This window comes from Haloplanus aerogenes (assembly GCF_003856835.1).
In the GTDB taxonomy this organism is placed as follows: domain Archaea; phylum Halobacteriota; class Halobacteria; order Halobacteriales; family Haloferacaceae; genus Haloplanus; species Haloplanus aerogenes.
Genome location: NZ_CP034145.1, coordinates 636,295 through 650,996, shown reverse-complemented (window position 1 = coordinate 650,996; position 14,702 = coordinate 636,295). Strand labels below are relative to the sequence as shown.

Here is a 14,702-nt window from a genome sequence, read left to right as displayed (position 1 = left end):
ACCGATCAGTCGAAGTCCCGACGCATCGCGATTTCGAACCACGGACAGAGGCGGAGCTGGCGGTACGCCTTCGGATGCTCGTGGAGGTGATCGTAGTCCACCCAGAGCCGGCCGTCGATTTCCTCCGGATTGGGGTCGAGCGTCGTGTCGTCGAGCGTCACCTTCAGCACGGCACACACCTCCCACTCCAGCCCCGCGTTCTCGTAGTAGCGCTTGTATTCGAACTTGTCCGTGACGCGGAGGTCGCTGTACTGGTCGGACGTGACGCCGAGTTCGTCCACCAGTCGCTCGCGGGTGGCCTCCTTCTGGGTCTGGCCCGGGCGGGGATGGGAGGCGACGGTCCCGTCCCAGTGGGTGTCCCAGAGACGTTTGTTGGGCGCGCGCTGGCCGAGGAGGATACGCCCCTCGCCGTCGAAGACGAGTGCGGTGAAGGCACGGTGGCGGATGCCGTCGCCCGTGTGGGCGTCGAGGCGGTTGACGGTGTCCTGCTCTTGGTCGTCGGCGTCGACGGCGATGACCTCCTGTTCGACGTTGGGATGGGCCCCAGCATCCCCCTGATTCGGACTCATGTCCGGCGTGTCGGAGGGGAGACTAATGGTGTCTTCGATGCGTGCGCCGACGGCGGCGTTCGAATCGACTAAACCCGTGTCGCTCGAACGGCCGGCAATGAGCGACGAACGAGACCGGGCGTTCGAGGTCGCGACCGTCCGCGAACGGGTCGCGGCACGCGACGACATCGACGCCGCCGAACACGTACTGGCCGCCATCGAAGACCACGCCGAGGACGGACGGCTCACGGTCGACGCCATCGTCGACTGGCACCGGACGTGTCGGGAGACGCACCGGTCGACGGTCGAGGACGTCGACGCGGCGGCCACCCGTCTCGACGAGATTCGTGCGTCGCTCGATCCGGTCGACCGCGAGGGGAATCAGGTTCAGGCCAGATTCGACGAGTACGAGGGCCACCTCGACGGCATGCGGTCGGATCTCTCGGCCGCAGCCGATCGGCTGGACGAGACGGCGAAGCGACCCAATTCGCCCGTCGCGTGCTACGAGGCCGCCGAACGACTGCGGCAGTCGCAGGGGCAGATCCACGAAGTCGCACACGGCCTCCACCACCTCGACGAGGAGTTCGACATGTTCGAGACGTGGCTGGACGACCCTGCGGCGCGGATCGACGACCTCGACGAGGAAATCGAGGGGTTCGAACGGTATCTCGACAACACGGACGGGCTCCTCGCGCGTCTCGAAACGGGACGGACCGGCACGACCGACCCGTTCGACGCGTGGCTCGCGGCGTACCACCTCCAGCGCATGATGACGCTCGTCTTCGACGAACTCCGGTCGGACATCGCGGAACTCGAAACGTGGCTGGAGCGACAGGAGGGTGACTACGAGGCCGAACTGACCGCCCTCCGCGACCAACTCGACGCGCTGGAGGAACGCCACGAGGAGTGTTCGAAGCGACTCGACGCCGCCACGGTCGAGGTGGAAGGGTTCGAGCGGAAACGCGAGGCGGTGGCCGACTCGCTCGACGACTTCGAGTCGACGTTGGACGAGCACGAACCGCCCGTCGACTGGGCCGCCGTCGAGGGCCTCGTGCAGTCGCAGTTCGACGAACTCGGGATCGAGGTTCGTTAGACCATCCCCGTCGCCGTGAGGTACTGCGCGCCGAAGAGGACGGTGTTGTAGAGACCGTGGACCACCGCGGGAACGACGAGGTTGCGGCTCCGCTCGTAGAGGTAACCGAGGACGAGACCGAGCGTCGCCGCGACGGTGACGTAGGGGATTCGAGAGCCGCCGCCACCCGTGAGCGCGACCCAGTGGACGAGGCCGAACAGGACGCTCGCGACGACGATGGCGACCGAGGGGCCCCAGGTCCGCCGGAGGATGCCCTGCACGCCGCCGCGGAAGACCAGTTCCTCGAACGGCCCGACCAGCAGGATGGCGACGGGGATCATATAGAGGAAGTACCGCGGGTCCTGCTGCCCGGTGACGACGACCTGATTCTGAGCGACCGTGATGCCGAGGACGGCCAGCAGACGAGCGATAGCCAGTTGCGCGAGGACGAGGGCGACGACGCCGACGACGATCAGGCCGAGGCTCCGGAGCGTCGGGAGCCGGATCTGCACGAGGTCCCAGTCGCGAGTGATGGCGAGGTAGGCGGCGACGGCGACGCCGAAGCCGACGAACTGGAGGACCGACGCCACGACCCGGTACTGGAGGGTGCCGCGTTCGAGGACGCCCACACCAACGAGCGCGTTCACTCCGAGGCCGACGATGGCGACCGCAGAGAGGAAGGCACCGACGATCAGGAGGATACCCCGGAGGAGGTCCCACAGCCGAGTGCCGATCGGCGCCCGAACCCGGTCGGCGTCCGGGGGCAGATCACCGATTCGCTCCCGGAAGACGTAGTAACCGATGGCGCCGACGAGGCCGAGGACGAGCGTCCCGGCGGCGAGCGCCATCGGCTGGTCGTGGCCCCGGAGCGACGCGTCCTGGTGGACGAGGGTCGCGAGGACCATCCCACCGAGCAGGTGGAGCATCGCCGCGGCGGCGAGTTCGTTGACCATACGGGAGGGAGTCGCCCCGGAAGTAAGTATCAGTCGATGAGCAAGCGCCGTTTCTCGCCCACCGCCTCGGCCTCCTCGAAGTCGCCGCCGCCGAGCAGGCCGCGTGCGGCGCGTTTGCCCCACTCCACCGCGGGCTGGGTGAACGTCTCGACGCCGGCGAGTTCGCCGTACAGCACGCAGGCAGCCTCCATCCCGTAGAGGAGTTCGCCAACGCCACGCTCGTCGATCCGGTCGACTTCGATACGGACGTTCGGGCAGTTCGCGGCGGCGAGGCTGGCCTCCGTCGCCTCGAACTCCGCGTCCAGTAGTTCACCGAGGCTCCCGCCGCCGAGGTAGGCGAGACCGTCGAGGGCCGTCTCGGGGATGGACACGTCGGGGCGCTCGCGCGGCCGGACGAGCGTCACGAGTTTGTCGCGCGGGCCGGCGCGGTAGAGCTGGAGCTGGGAGTGCTGGTCCGTCGCGCCGAGCGCGCGGGCCGGCGTCTGGCCGACGGCGTCCTTGCCCAGACTCTCGGCCCACAGTTGCGCGAACCACTCCGCGAAGTATTCGAGCGACTCGGCGTAGGGCATGACGGCGTTGACGCCGGCACCGCGGCGTTCGAGCGCGTAGCAGGCGGCGCCGTAGGCGTAGGCTGGCGACTCGAACAGCGACCCGGCGAGCGCGTCGGCCTCGGACCGAGCACCGTCGAGGAGGGCGTCGAGGTCGGCGCCGGCGAGCGCGGCGACGGGGAGCGCGACGGTCGAGAGGGCGGAGAAGCGGCCGGGGACGCCCGCGGGCACGTCGAGGGCGGGCAGGTCGTGGCGGTCCGCGAGGTTCCGGAGGTTGCCCGACTCGCCCGTCGTGACCAGCGTCCGCTCGGTCCAGTCGACCCCAGCCCGATCCATCGCGTCGCGGACGACGAGGAAGTTCGCCAGCGTCTCCGCCGTCGTCCCCGACCGGGAGACGACGTGAACGACGGTGTCGGCGAGCGGCAGGGAGTCGAGGAGGGCGTCGACGTGCGCGGGGTCGACGTTGTCGAGGATGTAGTGGTCGATACCCGACCCGACCGCCTCCGTGAGCGTCGCGGCGCCGAGGGCGCTGCCGCCGATGCCGACGGTGAGGACGGCCTGTGGATCGTCGAAGGGGTCGACCGCCGCGTAGACGGCGTCGGGGTCGGCGGTGTCGGGGAGGTTCAGCGCCGCGTAGCCGTGGTCGGCGTCGGCGCGGCCGCGAGCGATGCGTTCGTGGGCGTCGGCGACGCGCTCGTCCAGACGATCCAGCGCCTCGCGGGTGAGGCGCGGTTCGGCGTCGAGCGCGTTGCCGAGGTCGACGTACATGGGGAGAGCGGGGACGCGCGCCGGCAAAACGGTTTCCCGTTCGTCGCTGGCAGCCGGCGTCCGCACGCGACGCGCTGGACCGGGTTTTAACAGGGGCGGCGTGGTTCGCGTCGCGTATGGAGATCAACGGGCCCTCCGGGCGAGTCGGCATCGCCCTCACGCTGTTGATCGGTCTCGCGTCGATCGGCTTCGGCGCGTACAGTTACAGTACGCAGTCGGCAGCGCTCTCCTCCGCCGAGACGGTCGAGGGGACCATTACGTCAACGTCCATCGAGAAACACTCGACGAAAGGCGTCTCCTACACCCCGCAGGCGACGTTCAACTACACCTACGAGGGGGAGACCTACACCGCCTCGAACGTGTATCCCGGGACGCTCGCGAGAGAGTTCGACACCGAGAGCGCGGCCAGAGCCGAACTGGAGGGGTACGACGCGGGCGACACCGTGACGGTGTACGTTCCGACCGACTCGCCGGCGAAGGGGTATCTCCAGCGCGAGAGCTCCAACAAGCCGTTCCTGCTGATCGGCGTCGGCGCGCTGTTCGTCGTGGCCGGGGGACGGTCGGCGCTCACGTGACCGCGCGGCCCTACGCCCCCCACCGCAGATACACCATCACGACGACGATGGCGAGCTGGAACAGGCCCTGCAGGCCGCTCAGCCGCGCGTTTCGCATCCCGATCCGGCTGATCACGTTGGGGTCGGGGTCGCCGGCCGCCAACTGGCGGTAGATACGCACCTCGCCGGGGAGGAGGACGCCGAACCCGAGGACCGAGAGGACGGTGACGATGGCGAGCGCGAGGAGGATAGTCGGACTCGTCATCCCGAAGGCGTTGGCGGTGACGGCGAGGTAGGCGCCGCCGCCGAGAAGGGCGATGGCGAAGGCGGCCAGCCACCGCGGATCGTCGAGCGCGTCGAACTGCCAGCCGATGAGGAGGAGCGCGGGAACGGTCGTCGCGAGCGTGAGGAGGGCGATCCAGGGCTGGGCGTGGGGGAAGACGCCCAGTCGCTCGGCGAGAGTGACGCCGCCGACGATGGTCACGAGGGCGAGCGACGGCATGAGGAAGGCCATCTTCGGCGTGAAACGCTGGAAGACGCTGGCGCGTTCCTCGACGGACAGGCCGCCGAGAACTGGCCCGAGGACGATGGCCATGAAGAGGTCGATGCCCGTCCACAGCACCCCGGCCATCACGTGAACGTAGATGTGGTGGACGACGGGGGCGAAGAGGAGGGCGTAGACGAGGGCGGCAGCGGGGACGGCGACGGCGCCGACGGCGAAGGCCGGATTGGCTCGCTGGCCCATACCCCTGATCGACCCGCGGACGGTCGCCCTCGACGTAGCCATGTACGTCGAAGGTGACCGGACGGGCAAAAACGTTCACCCATCACAACACGGCGCCGTTCCGAAGCAGCGTGATCAGGACGGTCAGCACGGGCACGCTCGCGATGGTCGTCACGAAGATGGTCATGGTGAGATACTCCGAGGCGGAGAGGCCCTCGCGCGCCGCGACGTCGCTGTAGGAGAGGGTGAGCGCGAGGGGGATGAGCGCGACGGGCGTCGCACAGAGCAGGACGAACACGCGAGCGACGGCGGGGTCGCCGAACTTCCCGAGGCCGAGGGCGACGGCGAGACCGGCGAGCGGCGCGAGGACGAGTTTGACGGCTGACGGCCGGATCACCCGGCTGACGTTGCCGTACTCCAGCCCGTAGAGCTGAATCCCGACGATGACGAGCATCAGGGGGATGGAGGCGTCGCCGACGAGGCGGGTAGTGGACATGAAGGTGCCGTCGGTCGGGGGTGCGACGCCGAGAAAGCGGACGATGCCGGCGGCGAAGATGGCGTACACCAGTGGCAGGCGGAAAATCTCCTTCACGGCGCCGATGCCCGCCTCGCCGCCGCCGCGGGAGGCGACGTAGATGCCGAGGGTGTACATCAGAAACGCCTGTGCGGTGATGTAGATGACGGCGGTCGTCCGCCCCACGTCACCGAACGCGAACTCGGCGAGCGGGATGCCGTAGAAGCCGGCGTTGGGGAGCGCCCCCGCCAACACGTCTGCGCTCCGGTAGGGTTCGGGAACGCCCAGCAACCGGTCGACGAGTTCGGTGAGGCCCATCGTGGCGACGACGAAGAGGCCGACGCCGGCGAAGATGCGCGCGACGGTGCCGCCGGAGAGCGTCGTCGTGACGATGCTGTGGAAGATGAGCGCGGGGAGGAACAGATAGAGCGCGACGGTGTTCAGGGGGTCGACCGCCACGTCGAGGACCGAGGCGAGGAGATAGCCCAGAGCCATGACCGACACGATGGGAAGGATGGCCGAGGTGAACGCCGAAACGAGGGACATGCCGGACGAATCACCGGGGAAGTGTCTCAATCTCCGTGTGGGAGCAAGGGCTTCCGGTAGCGATACTGAAAGGGCAGGTTTCAAGCGCGGCCGGCGCCGACGACGCGGTATGTACGACCGACTCAAGGGGTTCCGCGACTTCTACCCCGAGGAGATGGCCGCTCGGCGGGCCGTGGCCGACGTACTGGAGGAGACGGCCCGGCAGTACGGCTTCCGAGAGATCGGAACGCCGGCGCTGGAGGCCGTCGACCTCTACACGGACAAGAGCGGCGAGGAGATCGTCGAGGAACTGTACGCCTTCGAGGACAAGGGCGGCCGCCACGTCGCCATGACGCCGGAACTGACGCCGACGGTGGCGCGGATGGTCGTCGCGAAGGGGCAGGAACTCCAGAAGCCGATCAAGTGGATGTCGACCCGGCCGTTCTGGCGGTACGAGCAGGTCCAGCAGGGGCGCTTCCGCGAGTTCTACCAGACCAACGTCGACGTGTTCGGGTCCGCGGAACCCGAGGCTGACGCCGAGATTCTGGCCTACGCGGCGGACGCGCTGACGGCACTCGGGCTGGAGGGCTCGGACTTCGAGTTCCGCGTCTCCCACCGCGACATCCTCGGCGGCCTCCTGCGGGCGTTCGACACGGACGTGAGTGTTCGAGACGCGATCCGTGCCGTCGACAAGTCCGAGAAGATCGACCCCGCCCAGTATTACGACCTGCTCCACGAGGCTGGCCTCGCCTACGATCAGGCCGAGCAGTTCGATAACCTGCTGACAACCGATGACTTGAGCGAACTGACGGATTTCGCGGGCACCGACGAGGTAGCGACGGCGGTGACCAACCTCCAGAACGTCCTCGACGCCGCCGACGACTTCGGCGTCCGCGACTACTGCACCGTTTCGCTGGAGACGGCCCGCGGACTCGACTACTACACGGGCACCGTCTTCGAGTGTTTCGACACGCAGGGCGAGGTGTCCCGCGCCGTCTTCGGCGGCGGGCGGTACGACGACCTGATCGAGAGCTACGGCGGCCAGCCCACCCCCGCCGTCGGCGTCGCCCCCGGCCACGCCACGCTCTCCTTGCTCCTCCAGCGGGCGGGCGTCTGGCCCGAGGAGGCGCTCTCGACGGACTACTACGTCCTCTCGGTGGGCGACACGCGTGCCACGGCGGCGCGGGTGGCGCGCGACCTGCGCGACCGGGGCCACGTCGTCGAGACGGACCTCGCGGGGCGGAGCTTCGGCGCACAGATGTCCTACGCCGACGGCGTCAACGCCGAGACGGTCGTCATCGTCGGCGAGCGTGACCTGGAGAACGGCGAGGTGACGATCAAGGCGATGGAAAGCGGCGACCAGACTACCGCGCCCGTCGACGACTTCCCGGGCGACCGGGAGCGCCCGACCTACGGCGACTTCGCCTGATAACGGTGTGACGGACGTCGACGACGCGGCCGTCCCGGCCTGATCTGACCGCCTTTATTTTCCGGGCGGCCCCATCGTCGCGTGATGCGCGCCTTCCGCCTCGCGTACGACGGCCGCCCCTACTCGGGCTTCCAGCGCCAGCCCGACGTGCCGACCGTCGAAGACGTTCTGTTCGACGCGCTCCGTGATCTCGGCGTCCTCGACGGGGCCAAGCCGTCGGGCTACGCGGCCGCCGGGCGAACCGACGCGGGCGTCTCGGCGCTGGCCCAGACTGTCGCCTTCGAGGCGCCGGAGTGGCTCACGCCCGCCGCGCTGAACGGGGACCTCCCCGGGTCCATCCGGGCGTGGGCCAGCGCCGACGTGCCCGACGACTTCCACGCCACCCTCGACGCGACCCGGCGGATCTATCGCTATCACTGCTACGCCCCGGACTGCGACGACGAGCGCGTCCGCGAGGCACTCGAAGCGCTGGCGGGCGAACACGACTTCCACAACCTCACCACGGACACGGAGGGGACGGTCCGGGAGCTCGAAACCCAGTACGTCCGCGACGGCGACTTTCTCGTGCTCACGTTCGCGGCCGACGGGTTCGTCCGGCACATGGTCCGCCGCATCGTCGCGCTGGTACAGGCCGTGGGGAGCGGCGCGAGCGACCTCGACCGGGTCGAGCGCGTCCTCGGCCCCGATCCGCTCGACGGCGGCGAGGGCGTCCCGACGGCACCGGCGACACCGCTCGTCCTCGCCGCGGTGACGTATCCCGACCTCACGTTCGATCCCGACCCCGACGCCGTCGCGAGCGCCCGCGAGGCGTTCGGCGAGCGGCGCGTGGAGGCACAGACGGCTGCGCGGGTCGTCGACGACCTGTGGCGCGGCGTCGAGTGACCGAAGCGGTGCGGTCGCACAGAGCACGACCCGACGACGTAAAATGGAGGGGGCGTGTAGCCGTCGCCATGTCCGAGCGCACTGCCGTCGTGCTCGCCGGGGGGCGGTCGACGCGATTCGGCGACGAAGACAAGGCCGTGGCCGACCTCGCGGGGACGCCGATGATCCGGCGGGTGGTCGACCGGGTCGCACCCGTCGTCGACGCCGTCGTGATCAACTGTCGCGCCGCCCAACGAGCGGCCATCGAGGACGCCCTCGACGGCGTGGCCGTCCCCGTCACGTTCGCGGAGGACGACTACCCCGACGAGGGGCCGATGGCGGGGATGGCGACGGGGCTCCGAGCGGTGGCGGGGGAGTACGCCTTCGTCGTCGCCTGCGACATGCCCTTCGTCGACGCCGACTTCGTGGATTACCTGTTCGAGCGTGCCGAGGGCCACGAGGCCGCCGTGCCTCGCCCGGACCAGTGGTTCGAAACCACCCACGCCGTCTACCGGGCGGCAGCGATGGCCGACGCCTGCGAGGCGGCGCTGGACGCGGGGAAAGAGCGCATCGTCGCACCGCTGTTCGATCTCGATTTCGTCGTCGTCGACGCCGCGGAGGTGCGCGAACACGGCCACCCAGACACGTTCGAGAACTGCAACACGAAGACGGATTTCGCGGACGCGGCGGAGCGACTGCGTTAGATCACGTCGACGACCGTCGGCTCGATCATTCGTGCGAGGACCACTCGCGGCACGTCGGCGCGGTCGTGGATGGCCGCGGCAATCCGTCGCCCCGTCTCCGCCAACTCGTCGTCGTCGACCATGTTGATCAGCGGCACGACCGTCGCGCTCGGGGGGACGCGCTTGCGGCCGCCCTGACGGCTGGCGAGGACGGTGGCCACGTCTTCGGGGCGAATTGGGTCACCGAGGTCCAGCCCCGTCAATTCCGCGACGCGCTCGGGTCGGTGGACGTGATCGTCGTCGAGCGGTTCGCCGACGACGCGGGCGCTGGCGATGGGGATCACGGTGTCGGCGGTGGCGGGAATCTGCGGTTCGCGCTCGTCTGGCGCCTTCAGGAGGCGGGTGCGCGCACCGTCGGCCTTGACCAGCACCGGGCCGTGGCCGGGCGTCGCGCGGATGGCGGTGACCGTCTCGCGGTCGTAGCCGAGGTAGCGGTCGTCGCGTTCCTGTTCGGGGACGAGTCCGAGCGGCCAGTCGTCGTTGTCGCGGAGCGCGCCGACGGGGTCGCGGGTGACGCGGACGGCCGCGACCTGCTCGTCGAAGATGGGGATGCGGACGGTCGCGGTGACGACCGCGCGGTCGAGCTGGTTGGCGAGTGCGTACAACGTCGTCTTCTTGCCGCCGGCGCCGACGACGCAGACGAGGGGCACGTCGGCCGACAGCGCCTCGATGAGATCCATAGCGCCGCTTTCGCGTCCAGTTACTTCGGCGTGTCGGGGGCGTGATCCGACGGATCACGGGAGTCGGCGTCGTCCGACGGACGACGGATTCCGCGGACGTGCGTCTGGTCGTGGGGCGGGAACACGCGCTCGACCACCTCACCACGTTCGACCAGAAGCGCCCGCAACTCGGCCTCGTAATCGGCCCGCGGGATGGCCTCGCTCGGCCCCGTCTCCACGTCGAGGGTGGCCTCGACGAGGCGGTCGACGGCTCCACGGCCGAAGCCGGCGAGGGGGGCGAGGTAGTCGACACCGTGGCGGTCTTCGAGGCTCTGGGCGGTCGAGCGGGGAATCGTCGGCGCCCGGTCGTCGCGGCGGGTGCCGTCGGCGACGGCGGTAGCGTCGAGTTCGGCGGCGCGTTCGAGCGCGTGTTCGTGGACCATCTGGATGCCGTTGCGGGGGTAGCCGTCGTCGAGCATGCGGTCGACGGCGTCGGCGGCGACGGCGGGGTCGAGTTCGAGGTGTGAAAAGGGATAGTCGAGGCGCTCTGCGGCCCGTTCGGCGTGCCGCCAGTCGTCCGTGACCCCGAAGGTACCGGTGACGAGGGTCACGTCGTAGAATCGGTCGAGGAGAAGCGCCGCGAGCGTGGAGTCCTTGCCGCCGCTGTAGAGGAGGGCGACGTCCATTCAGCGCCGACGGATGTCGAAGCTCTTGTCCGGGGTGAGTTCCTTGAGCAGTTTCCGCATCTGCTCCTCGTCGATGCGGTCCTGAATGCGGCCGCTGCGGGCGAGCGCGACGACCTGCTGTTCGACCTGTTCGGCCACTTCGGGTTTCGACATCTGGACGGCGTTGAGGCGCTGGCGTGCGCCGTCGGTGAGGTGCTGTTTCAGGAGCGCCTGTTTCTGGGCTTCGGCCTGTTCGCGAGCGGCCTGCTGGGCCTCGCCGCGCTCACCGCCGGCACCGCCCTGTTGAGCCTGCTCTTTCAGTTCCTGCATCTTCTCCTGGCGGAGCTCTTCGAGTCGGTCGTCGTCGGGGTTTCCACTCATGGGTATGAATTCCGTCGAAACGGTGAAAACGATTTCGGAGGTCGTGGCGGTCGACCGTTAGGCGTACTTCTCGAGTTCGGGGCGGTCGAGGTCGTCGAGCACGTCGGCGGCCACCTCGTCGAGGAGGCTCTGGCCGTCTGGCGTGACGACGCGGCCCTCGCCCTGCGCGGTGGAGACGAGGTCCTCGTCCGCCAGTTGCTGGAGGATCGTGCGGATGATCTTCTTGCTGCCGGCGTCGGCGTGCGGGGCGGCGACACGGTAGCGGGTCGAACCCTGATTGCGGTCGCCGTAGGCCGTCGAGAGGCGGTCGACGCCGACGGGGCCGTCGACGGCGACTTTCCGCAGGAGGCTGGCGGCGCGAACCGACCAGAAGTCGTCCTGCTGGGGCGGGAGTTCCTTGCTGACACCGGTCTTGGTGTAGTTGGCCCAGTCGGGCGCGTCGATGCGGTCCTCGAGCCGGGTCGCGAGCTCCTCGATGAGCGCGTCCGCCGGCACGTCGTAGAGGGTTACCATTGGCGCAGGGTTCCCGCGGACGGCGTTTAAACCCATCGTATTAGGTGCGTGAGCGGCGCGACCGGAGGCCGACGACGCCGGTCACGAGGCCGCCGAGCACCGTCGGCGTCCAGTAGACCGCGCCCCGGAACACGACGACTGCGGCGAGGGCGATGGGTTCGGTGACTGACGGGAGCGGCGCAGCGACGAGGAGGACGACGAGGACGCTCTCGATGCCGCCGGCGCCGCCGGGGAGCGGCGTCACGCCCGCGATGGCGCCGATGGGGACGACGAAGAGTGCGACGGAGAGCGGAATCGGCGTCCCGATGGCGCGAAAGGCGAGCCAGAGGCCCAGCATCTGGCAGAACCAGCCGATAGCTGACAGCCCGAGCGCGAGCGCGAGGCCGCGGGGGTTGGTCGCCACTCGCTCGATGGCGCGGAAGAAGCCGTTGATCCGGCGTTCGATGCCACCGGCCGTCGGAACGGGAACGCGGGGAAGGTGCGTCGCGACCCGGCGGATGAGAGGCGTCACGACGCCCACGACCTTCGATTCGAGCCGGTAGCGGCGCTGCCAGCCGAGATAGACGAGCGTGGGGACGCCGACGGCGAGAATCGCGACCGCGACCAGCGCGAGTTCGAGTCGGCGGTTCGTGCCCAGCGTGACCTCGGTGACGTAGTAGCCGACGCCGATGACGGCGATGGTGATGGAGGGGACGAAGTTGAGCGTGTCGACGCTGGCGATGGCGGCGAGGCCCTTCTCGTACTCCGTGTCCGCCACGCGCGAGATGAGGAGGGCGGTGATGGGTTCGCCGCCGGCCTGCCCGAACGGCGTGACGTTGTTCGCGAACATCGCACCGGTGAACACGAGGAAGGCCTGCGGGACCGAGAGCGAGACGCCGAGGACGTCGAGGACGGTCCGCAACGAGAAGCCCCACGCCGCCAGCCAGCCGAGCGTCACGAGAAAGACCAGCGCGACGAGGCGGAGGTCGGCGTTCGTGAGTTGCGAGACGAGGTCGTCGACGCCCGCGAGCGAGAAGAGGACGGCGAAGACGACGAGCGCGGCAGCGAACCCGAGTATCGTCGCTCGAATCCGTCCGCCTGCCATGTGTCTGCGGAGGGGAAGCCGACGGATTAAGCCTCCGACTCACGTGACTCGTCGGGCCTTTTTACCCTGTCCCCGCGAACGCCGTCCATGGACGAACGGAGCGCGCTGGGGATGCTCGCCGACGAACTCGGTCCGGCGGGCGACGACGCGGCGGTGATCGACGGGCTGGTGGTGACGACCGACATGCTCCACGAACGGACGGACTTCCCGCCGGGAACGACCCGGTACACCGCGGGGTGGCGAACCATCGGCGCGTCGCTCTCGGACGTGGCGGCGATGGGTGGGGCGGCCACGGCGGCGGTCGCCGCCTACGGCGCGCCGACGTTCGACCCCGACGAAATCCGGGCGTTCGTCGACGGCGCGAGCGACGTGTGCGCCCTGACGGGTGCCGAATACGTCGGTGGCGATCTCGACAACCACGACGAGTTCACGGTCGCCGGCACCGTCGTCGGGAAGGCCGAGGACCCCGTCTACCGCTCGGGCGCGTCACCTGGCGAGGCCATCTACGTCACCGGGACGCTCGGACGGACGGGTGCGGCCGTCCGCGAGTTCGACCGCGGGAACGTCGGCCGGGGGAACGAGCTCTTTCAGTTCGAGCCGCGGGTCGCGGCGGGCCGACAACTCGCGTCCGTCGCCACCGCGATGATGGACTCCTCGGACGGCCTCGCACGCTCGCTTCACCAGCTCGCGGCGGCGAGCGACTGCGGCTTCCACGTCGAGTGGGACCGCCTCCCGGTCGATCCGAGCGTCGACGCCGTCGCCGCCAACGAGGCGGAGCGACGCGAACTCTCGACGTACTTCGGCGAGGACTTCGAACTCGTGTTCACGGCGTCGCCGGCGGCCGTCGACGGAGTGCGCGACGCGGTGGGCGTGTCGCTCACCAGACTCGGAACGGTGACGGACAGCGAGGTACTCGCGGACGGCGAGCCCCTTCCCGACCGTGGCTACACCCACTAACCTAACAGCTGGATGGGCACGAGCAGGAAACAGAGCGCGCCGAGGGCGAAGGTGACGAGGCCGACGAGCTGGCGTTTCCAGCCGAGCGGCGTCTCGTCGGCGGGGTTGGCCGGGCCGTTGTACGCGATGATGGTGGCGAACAGTCCCCAGACGGCCCACAGCCCGACCGACTCGTTGAACGCGAGGTTTCGCACGTAGTAGAGGTAGGCCGCGAGGGCGAACAGCGCGAGAGGGACGAGCGACGCGACAGTTTCCTGTCGGCGGCCGAGCATCGCTCGCACCATGTGCCCGCCGTCGAGTTGACCGACCGGGAGCAGGTTGAGGACGGTGAAGAACATCCCCACCCACCCGCCGATGATGACGGGGTGGACGGTCTTCGTGGGGTCGGCGTAGCTCGTGGGTTGCCCGAGCGCCGTCGCGATGAGGTCGAGCAACGGCGGGTTGTTGAAGATGATGATCTGCCCGGGGGAGTTGACGACGCGCGCAGGGATCGTCATGGGGTCGAGCGAGAGGCCGATAGCGGTCACGACGACGGTGGCGACGAGGCCCGACAGCGGGCCGGCGACGCCGATGTCGAACAGCGTCTTGCGGTCGGGCATCTTGCCGCGCATGCGGATGATCGCCCCGAGCGTTCCGAAGGGGACGACGAAGGGGATGAGGTAGGGGAGGGAGACGTCGACGCCGTGGTAGCGGCCGGCGAGGTAGTGGCCGAGTTCGTGCGCCGTGAGGACGCCGAGAACGGCGGCGGTGAAAGGCCACGCTCGCAGGGCGAGGAAGGGGTTCGACGCGAGGTCGCCCGGCGGAATGTAATACCACGCCACGGCGCCAACGAGCAGCGTGGAGAGGATCGTTGCGACGAAGAGCGCGAGATTCGTCCACGGAATCCCGTCGATCCGCCCGTCGGCGGGGGTCGCGACCACGGCCGTCTCGTAGGGCTCCCGTCCCGCTTCGAGGTCGAGACGGTAGCCGGCGCGGCGAAACGGCTCCCGGAGTTCGTCGGCCAGCGCACTGCGCGGGACGAGCGGCTCGCCGTAGTACCGAAACCGGTCGCCGTCGCGTTCGGTCTCACGGACGTAAAACACCGCATCGAGGGCGCCAGACGGCGGTCCATCGGCTCCGTCCATCAGTATTCGGTACGTCGCTCAGCAGTATAAAACCCGTGAAGCGTTTGTTACGGTACGCGCGCGGCGGGGACCAGCGGCGA

At 69.3% G+C, this 14,702-nt stretch carries 16 protein-coding genes and 1 pseudogene; 6 read left to right on the top strand and 11 right to left on the bottom strand.

Features of this window, described 5'->3' with window-relative positions; translation table 11 throughout:
• Nucleotides 1-5: 5 nt before the first annotated feature.
• The gene (locus tag DU502_RS03415; RefSeq protein ID WP_121919773.1) at nt 6-569 is read right to left on the bottom strand and encodes an NUDIX hydrolase; all 564 of its coding nucleotides are present in this window, start codon (nt 567-569) and stop codon (nt 6-8) included.
• Between the two features lie 97 nt (nt 570-666).
• On the opposite strand from DU502_RS03415, the gene DU502_RS03410 reads away from it, so the two are divergent.
• A complete protein-coding gene (locus tag DU502_RS03410; RefSeq protein ID WP_124897004.1) occupies nt 667-1,641 on the top strand; it encodes a hypothetical protein in 975 nt (324 codons plus the stop codon).
• Here DU502_RS03410 and DU502_RS03405 read toward each other — a convergent pair.
• Together DU502_RS03405 and DU502_RS03400 are read right to left on the bottom strand one after the other, a co-directional pair.
• Nucleotides 1,638-2,573, bottom strand: a complete 936-nt coding sequence (locus tag DU502_RS03405; RefSeq protein ID WP_121919775.1) for a CPBP family intramembrane glutamic endopeptidase — start codon at nt 2,571-2,573, stop codon at nt 1,638-1,640. The genes DU502_RS03410 and DU502_RS03405 overlap by 4 nt on opposite strands.
• A 29-nt stretch (nt 2,574-2,602) precedes the next feature.
• Nucleotides 2,603-3,889, bottom strand: coding sequence for a glucose-6-phosphate isomerase (locus DU502_RS03400; protein ID WP_121919776.1), 1,287 nt, complete (start codon nt 3,887-3,889; stop codon nt 2,603-2,605).
• A 116-nt stretch (nt 3,890-4,005) separates the two neighbouring features.
• Between DU502_RS03400 and DU502_RS03395 the strand changes: the two genes are divergently transcribed.
• Nucleotides 4,006-4,464 carry a DUF3592 domain-containing protein gene (locus DU502_RS03395; RefSeq protein WP_121919777.1) on the top strand — a complete coding sequence of 153 codons (459 nt, stop codon included), beginning with the start codon at nt 4,006-4,008 and terminating at the stop codon, nt 4,462-4,464.
• A gap of 10 nt (nt 4,465-4,474) precedes the next feature.
• Here the strand turns inward: DU502_RS03395 and DU502_RS03390 are convergent, their stop codons facing one another.
• Both DU502_RS03390 and DU502_RS03385 read right to left on the bottom strand, forming a co-directional pair.
• The gene (locus DU502_RS03390) at nt 4,475-5,188 is read right to left on the bottom strand and encodes a hypothetical protein (RefSeq protein ID WP_199722694.1); all 714 of its coding nucleotides are present in this window, start codon (nt 5,186-5,188) and stop codon (nt 4,475-4,477) included.
• Nucleotides 5,189-5,270: 82 nt separating this feature from the next.
• Nucleotides 5,271-6,227, bottom strand: a complete 957-nt coding sequence (locus DU502_RS03385; protein ID WP_121919779.1) for an AEC family transporter — start codon at nt 6,225-6,227, stop codon at nt 5,271-5,273.
• A 109-nt stretch (nt 6,228-6,336) separates the two neighbouring features.
• On the opposite strand from DU502_RS03385, the gene hisS reads away from it, so the two are divergent.
• The 3 genes from hisS (at nt 6,337) to mobA (ending at nt 9,200) form a co-directional block, all read left to right on the top strand.
• Entirely contained in the window at nt 6,337-7,635 is a 1,299-nt protein-coding gene (gene hisS / locus DU502_RS03380; RefSeq protein WP_121919780.1) for a histidine--tRNA ligase, read from the top strand.
• A gap of 84 nt (nt 7,636-7,719) precedes the next feature.
• Nucleotides 7,720-8,517, top strand: a complete 798-nt coding sequence (gene truA, locus DU502_RS03375) for a tRNA pseudouridine(38-40) synthase TruA (protein ID WP_121919781.1) — start codon at nt 7,720-7,722, stop codon at nt 8,515-8,517.
• A 68-nt stretch (nt 8,518-8,585) separates the two neighbouring features.
• Nucleotides 8,586-9,200, top strand: a complete 615-nt coding sequence (gene mobA, locus DU502_RS03370) for a molybdenum cofactor guanylyltransferase (protein WP_121919782.1) — start codon at nt 8,586-8,588, stop codon at nt 9,198-9,200.
• On the opposite strand, the gene yqeC is transcribed toward mobA, so the two are convergent.
• The 5 genes and pseudogenes from yqeC to DU502_RS03345 all read right to left on the bottom strand — a co-directional run bounded on the left by yqeC (nt 9,197) and on the right by DU502_RS03345 (nt 12,541).
• Nucleotides 9,197-9,919, bottom strand: a complete 723-nt coding sequence (yqeC, locus tag DU502_RS03365) for a selenium cofactor biosynthesis protein YqeC (protein ID WP_121919783.1) — start codon at nt 9,917-9,919, stop codon at nt 9,197-9,199. The genes mobA and yqeC overlap by 4 nt on opposite strands.
• A gap of 83 nt (nt 9,920-10,002) precedes the next feature.
• Nucleotides 10,003-10,584, bottom strand: a pseudogene (locus DU502_RS03360) (DUF7411 family protein); the annotation flags it as partial.
• The gene (locus DU502_RS03355) at nt 10,585-10,944 is read right to left on the bottom strand and encodes a DNA-binding protein (RefSeq protein ID WP_121919785.1); all 360 of its coding nucleotides are present in this window, start codon (nt 10,942-10,944) and stop codon (nt 10,585-10,587) included.
• A gap of 57 nt (nt 10,945-11,001) precedes the next feature.
• The gene (locus DU502_RS03350; protein WP_121919786.1) at nt 11,002-11,457 is read right to left on the bottom strand and encodes a 30S ribosomal protein S19e; all 456 of its coding nucleotides are present in this window, start codon (nt 11,455-11,457) and stop codon (nt 11,002-11,004) included.
• 40 nt (nt 11,458-11,497) lie between these two features.
• Nucleotides 11,498-12,541 carry a lysylphosphatidylglycerol synthase transmembrane domain-containing protein gene (locus DU502_RS03345; protein WP_121919787.1) on the bottom strand — a complete coding sequence of 348 codons (1,044 nt, stop codon included), beginning with the start codon at nt 12,539-12,541 and terminating at the stop codon, nt 11,498-11,500.
• 87 nt (nt 12,542-12,628) lie between these two features.
• Here DU502_RS03345 and thiL point away from each other — a divergent pair, with 87 nt between their 5' ends.
• Nucleotides 12,629-13,498 carry a thiamine-phosphate kinase gene (gene thiL / locus DU502_RS03340; RefSeq protein ID WP_121919788.1) on the top strand — a complete coding sequence of 290 codons (870 nt, stop codon included), beginning with the start codon at nt 12,629-12,631 and terminating at the stop codon, nt 13,496-13,498.
• On the opposite strand, the gene DU502_RS03335 is transcribed toward thiL, so the two are convergent.
• The gene (locus DU502_RS03335; RefSeq protein WP_121919789.1) at nt 13,495-14,622 is read right to left on the bottom strand and encodes a site-2 protease family protein; all 1,128 of its coding nucleotides are present in this window, start codon (nt 14,620-14,622) and stop codon (nt 13,495-13,497) included. The two genes, thiL and DU502_RS03335, sit on opposite strands and share 4 nt — an antisense overlap.
• Nucleotides 14,623-14,702 lie beyond the last annotated feature (80 nt).

Bases quoted from the DNA above. Each gene is read 5' to 3' on its own strand.
- DU502_RS03415 (WP_121919773.1), bottom strand. From the start codon at position 569: ATGAGTCCGAATCAGGGGGATGCTGGGGCCCATCCCAACGTCGAACAG.
- DU502_RS03410 (WP_124897004.1), top strand. From the start codon at position 667: ATGAGCGACGAACGAGACCGGGCGTTCGAGGTCGCGACCGTCCGCGAA.
- DU502_RS03405 (WP_121919775.1), bottom strand. From the start codon at position 2,573: ATGGTCAACGAACTCGCCGCCGCGGCGATGCTCCACCTGCTCGGTGGG.
- DU502_RS03400 (WP_121919776.1), bottom strand. From the start codon at position 3,889: ATGTACGTCGACCTCGGCAACGCGCTCGACGCCGAACCGCGCCTCACC.
- DU502_RS03395 (WP_121919777.1), top strand. From the start codon at position 4,006: ATGGAGATCAACGGGCCCTCCGGGCGAGTCGGCATCGCCCTCACGCTG.
- DU502_RS03390 (WP_199722694.1), bottom strand. From the start codon at position 5,188: ATGGGCCAGCGAGCCAATCCGGCCTTCGCCGTCGGCGCCGTCGCCGTC.
- DU502_RS03385 (WP_121919779.1), bottom strand. From the start codon at position 6,227: ATGTCCCTCGTTTCGGCGTTCACCTCGGCCATCCTTCCCATCGTGTCG.
- hisS (WP_121919780.1), top strand. From the start codon at position 6,337: ATGTACGACCGACTCAAGGGGTTCCGCGACTTCTACCCCGAGGAGATG.
- truA (WP_121919781.1), top strand. From the start codon at position 7,720: ATGCGCGCCTTCCGCCTCGCGTACGACGGCCGCCCCTACTCGGGCTTC.
- mobA (WP_121919782.1), top strand. From the start codon at position 8,586: ATGTCCGAGCGCACTGCCGTCGTGCTCGCCGGGGGGCGGTCGACGCGA.
- yqeC (WP_121919783.1), bottom strand. From the start codon at position 9,919: ATGGATCTCATCGAGGCGCTGTCGGCCGACGTGCCCCTCGTCTGCGTC.
- DU502_RS03355 (WP_121919785.1), bottom strand. From the start codon at position 10,944: ATGAGTGGAAACCCCGACGACGACCGACTCGAAGAGCTCCGCCAGGAG.
- DU502_RS03350 (WP_121919786.1), bottom strand. From the start codon at position 11,457: ATGGTAACCCTCTACGACGTGCCGGCGGACGCGCTCATCGAGGAGCTC.
- DU502_RS03345 (WP_121919787.1), bottom strand. From the start codon at position 12,541: ATGGCAGGCGGACGGATTCGAGCGACGATACTCGGGTTCGCTGCCGCG.
- thiL (WP_121919788.1), top strand. From the start codon at position 12,629: ATGGACGAACGGAGCGCGCTGGGGATGCTCGCCGACGAACTCGGTCCG.
- DU502_RS03335 (WP_121919789.1), bottom strand. From the start codon at position 14,622: ATGGACGGAGCCGATGGACCGCCGTCTGGCGCCCTCGATGCGGTGTTT.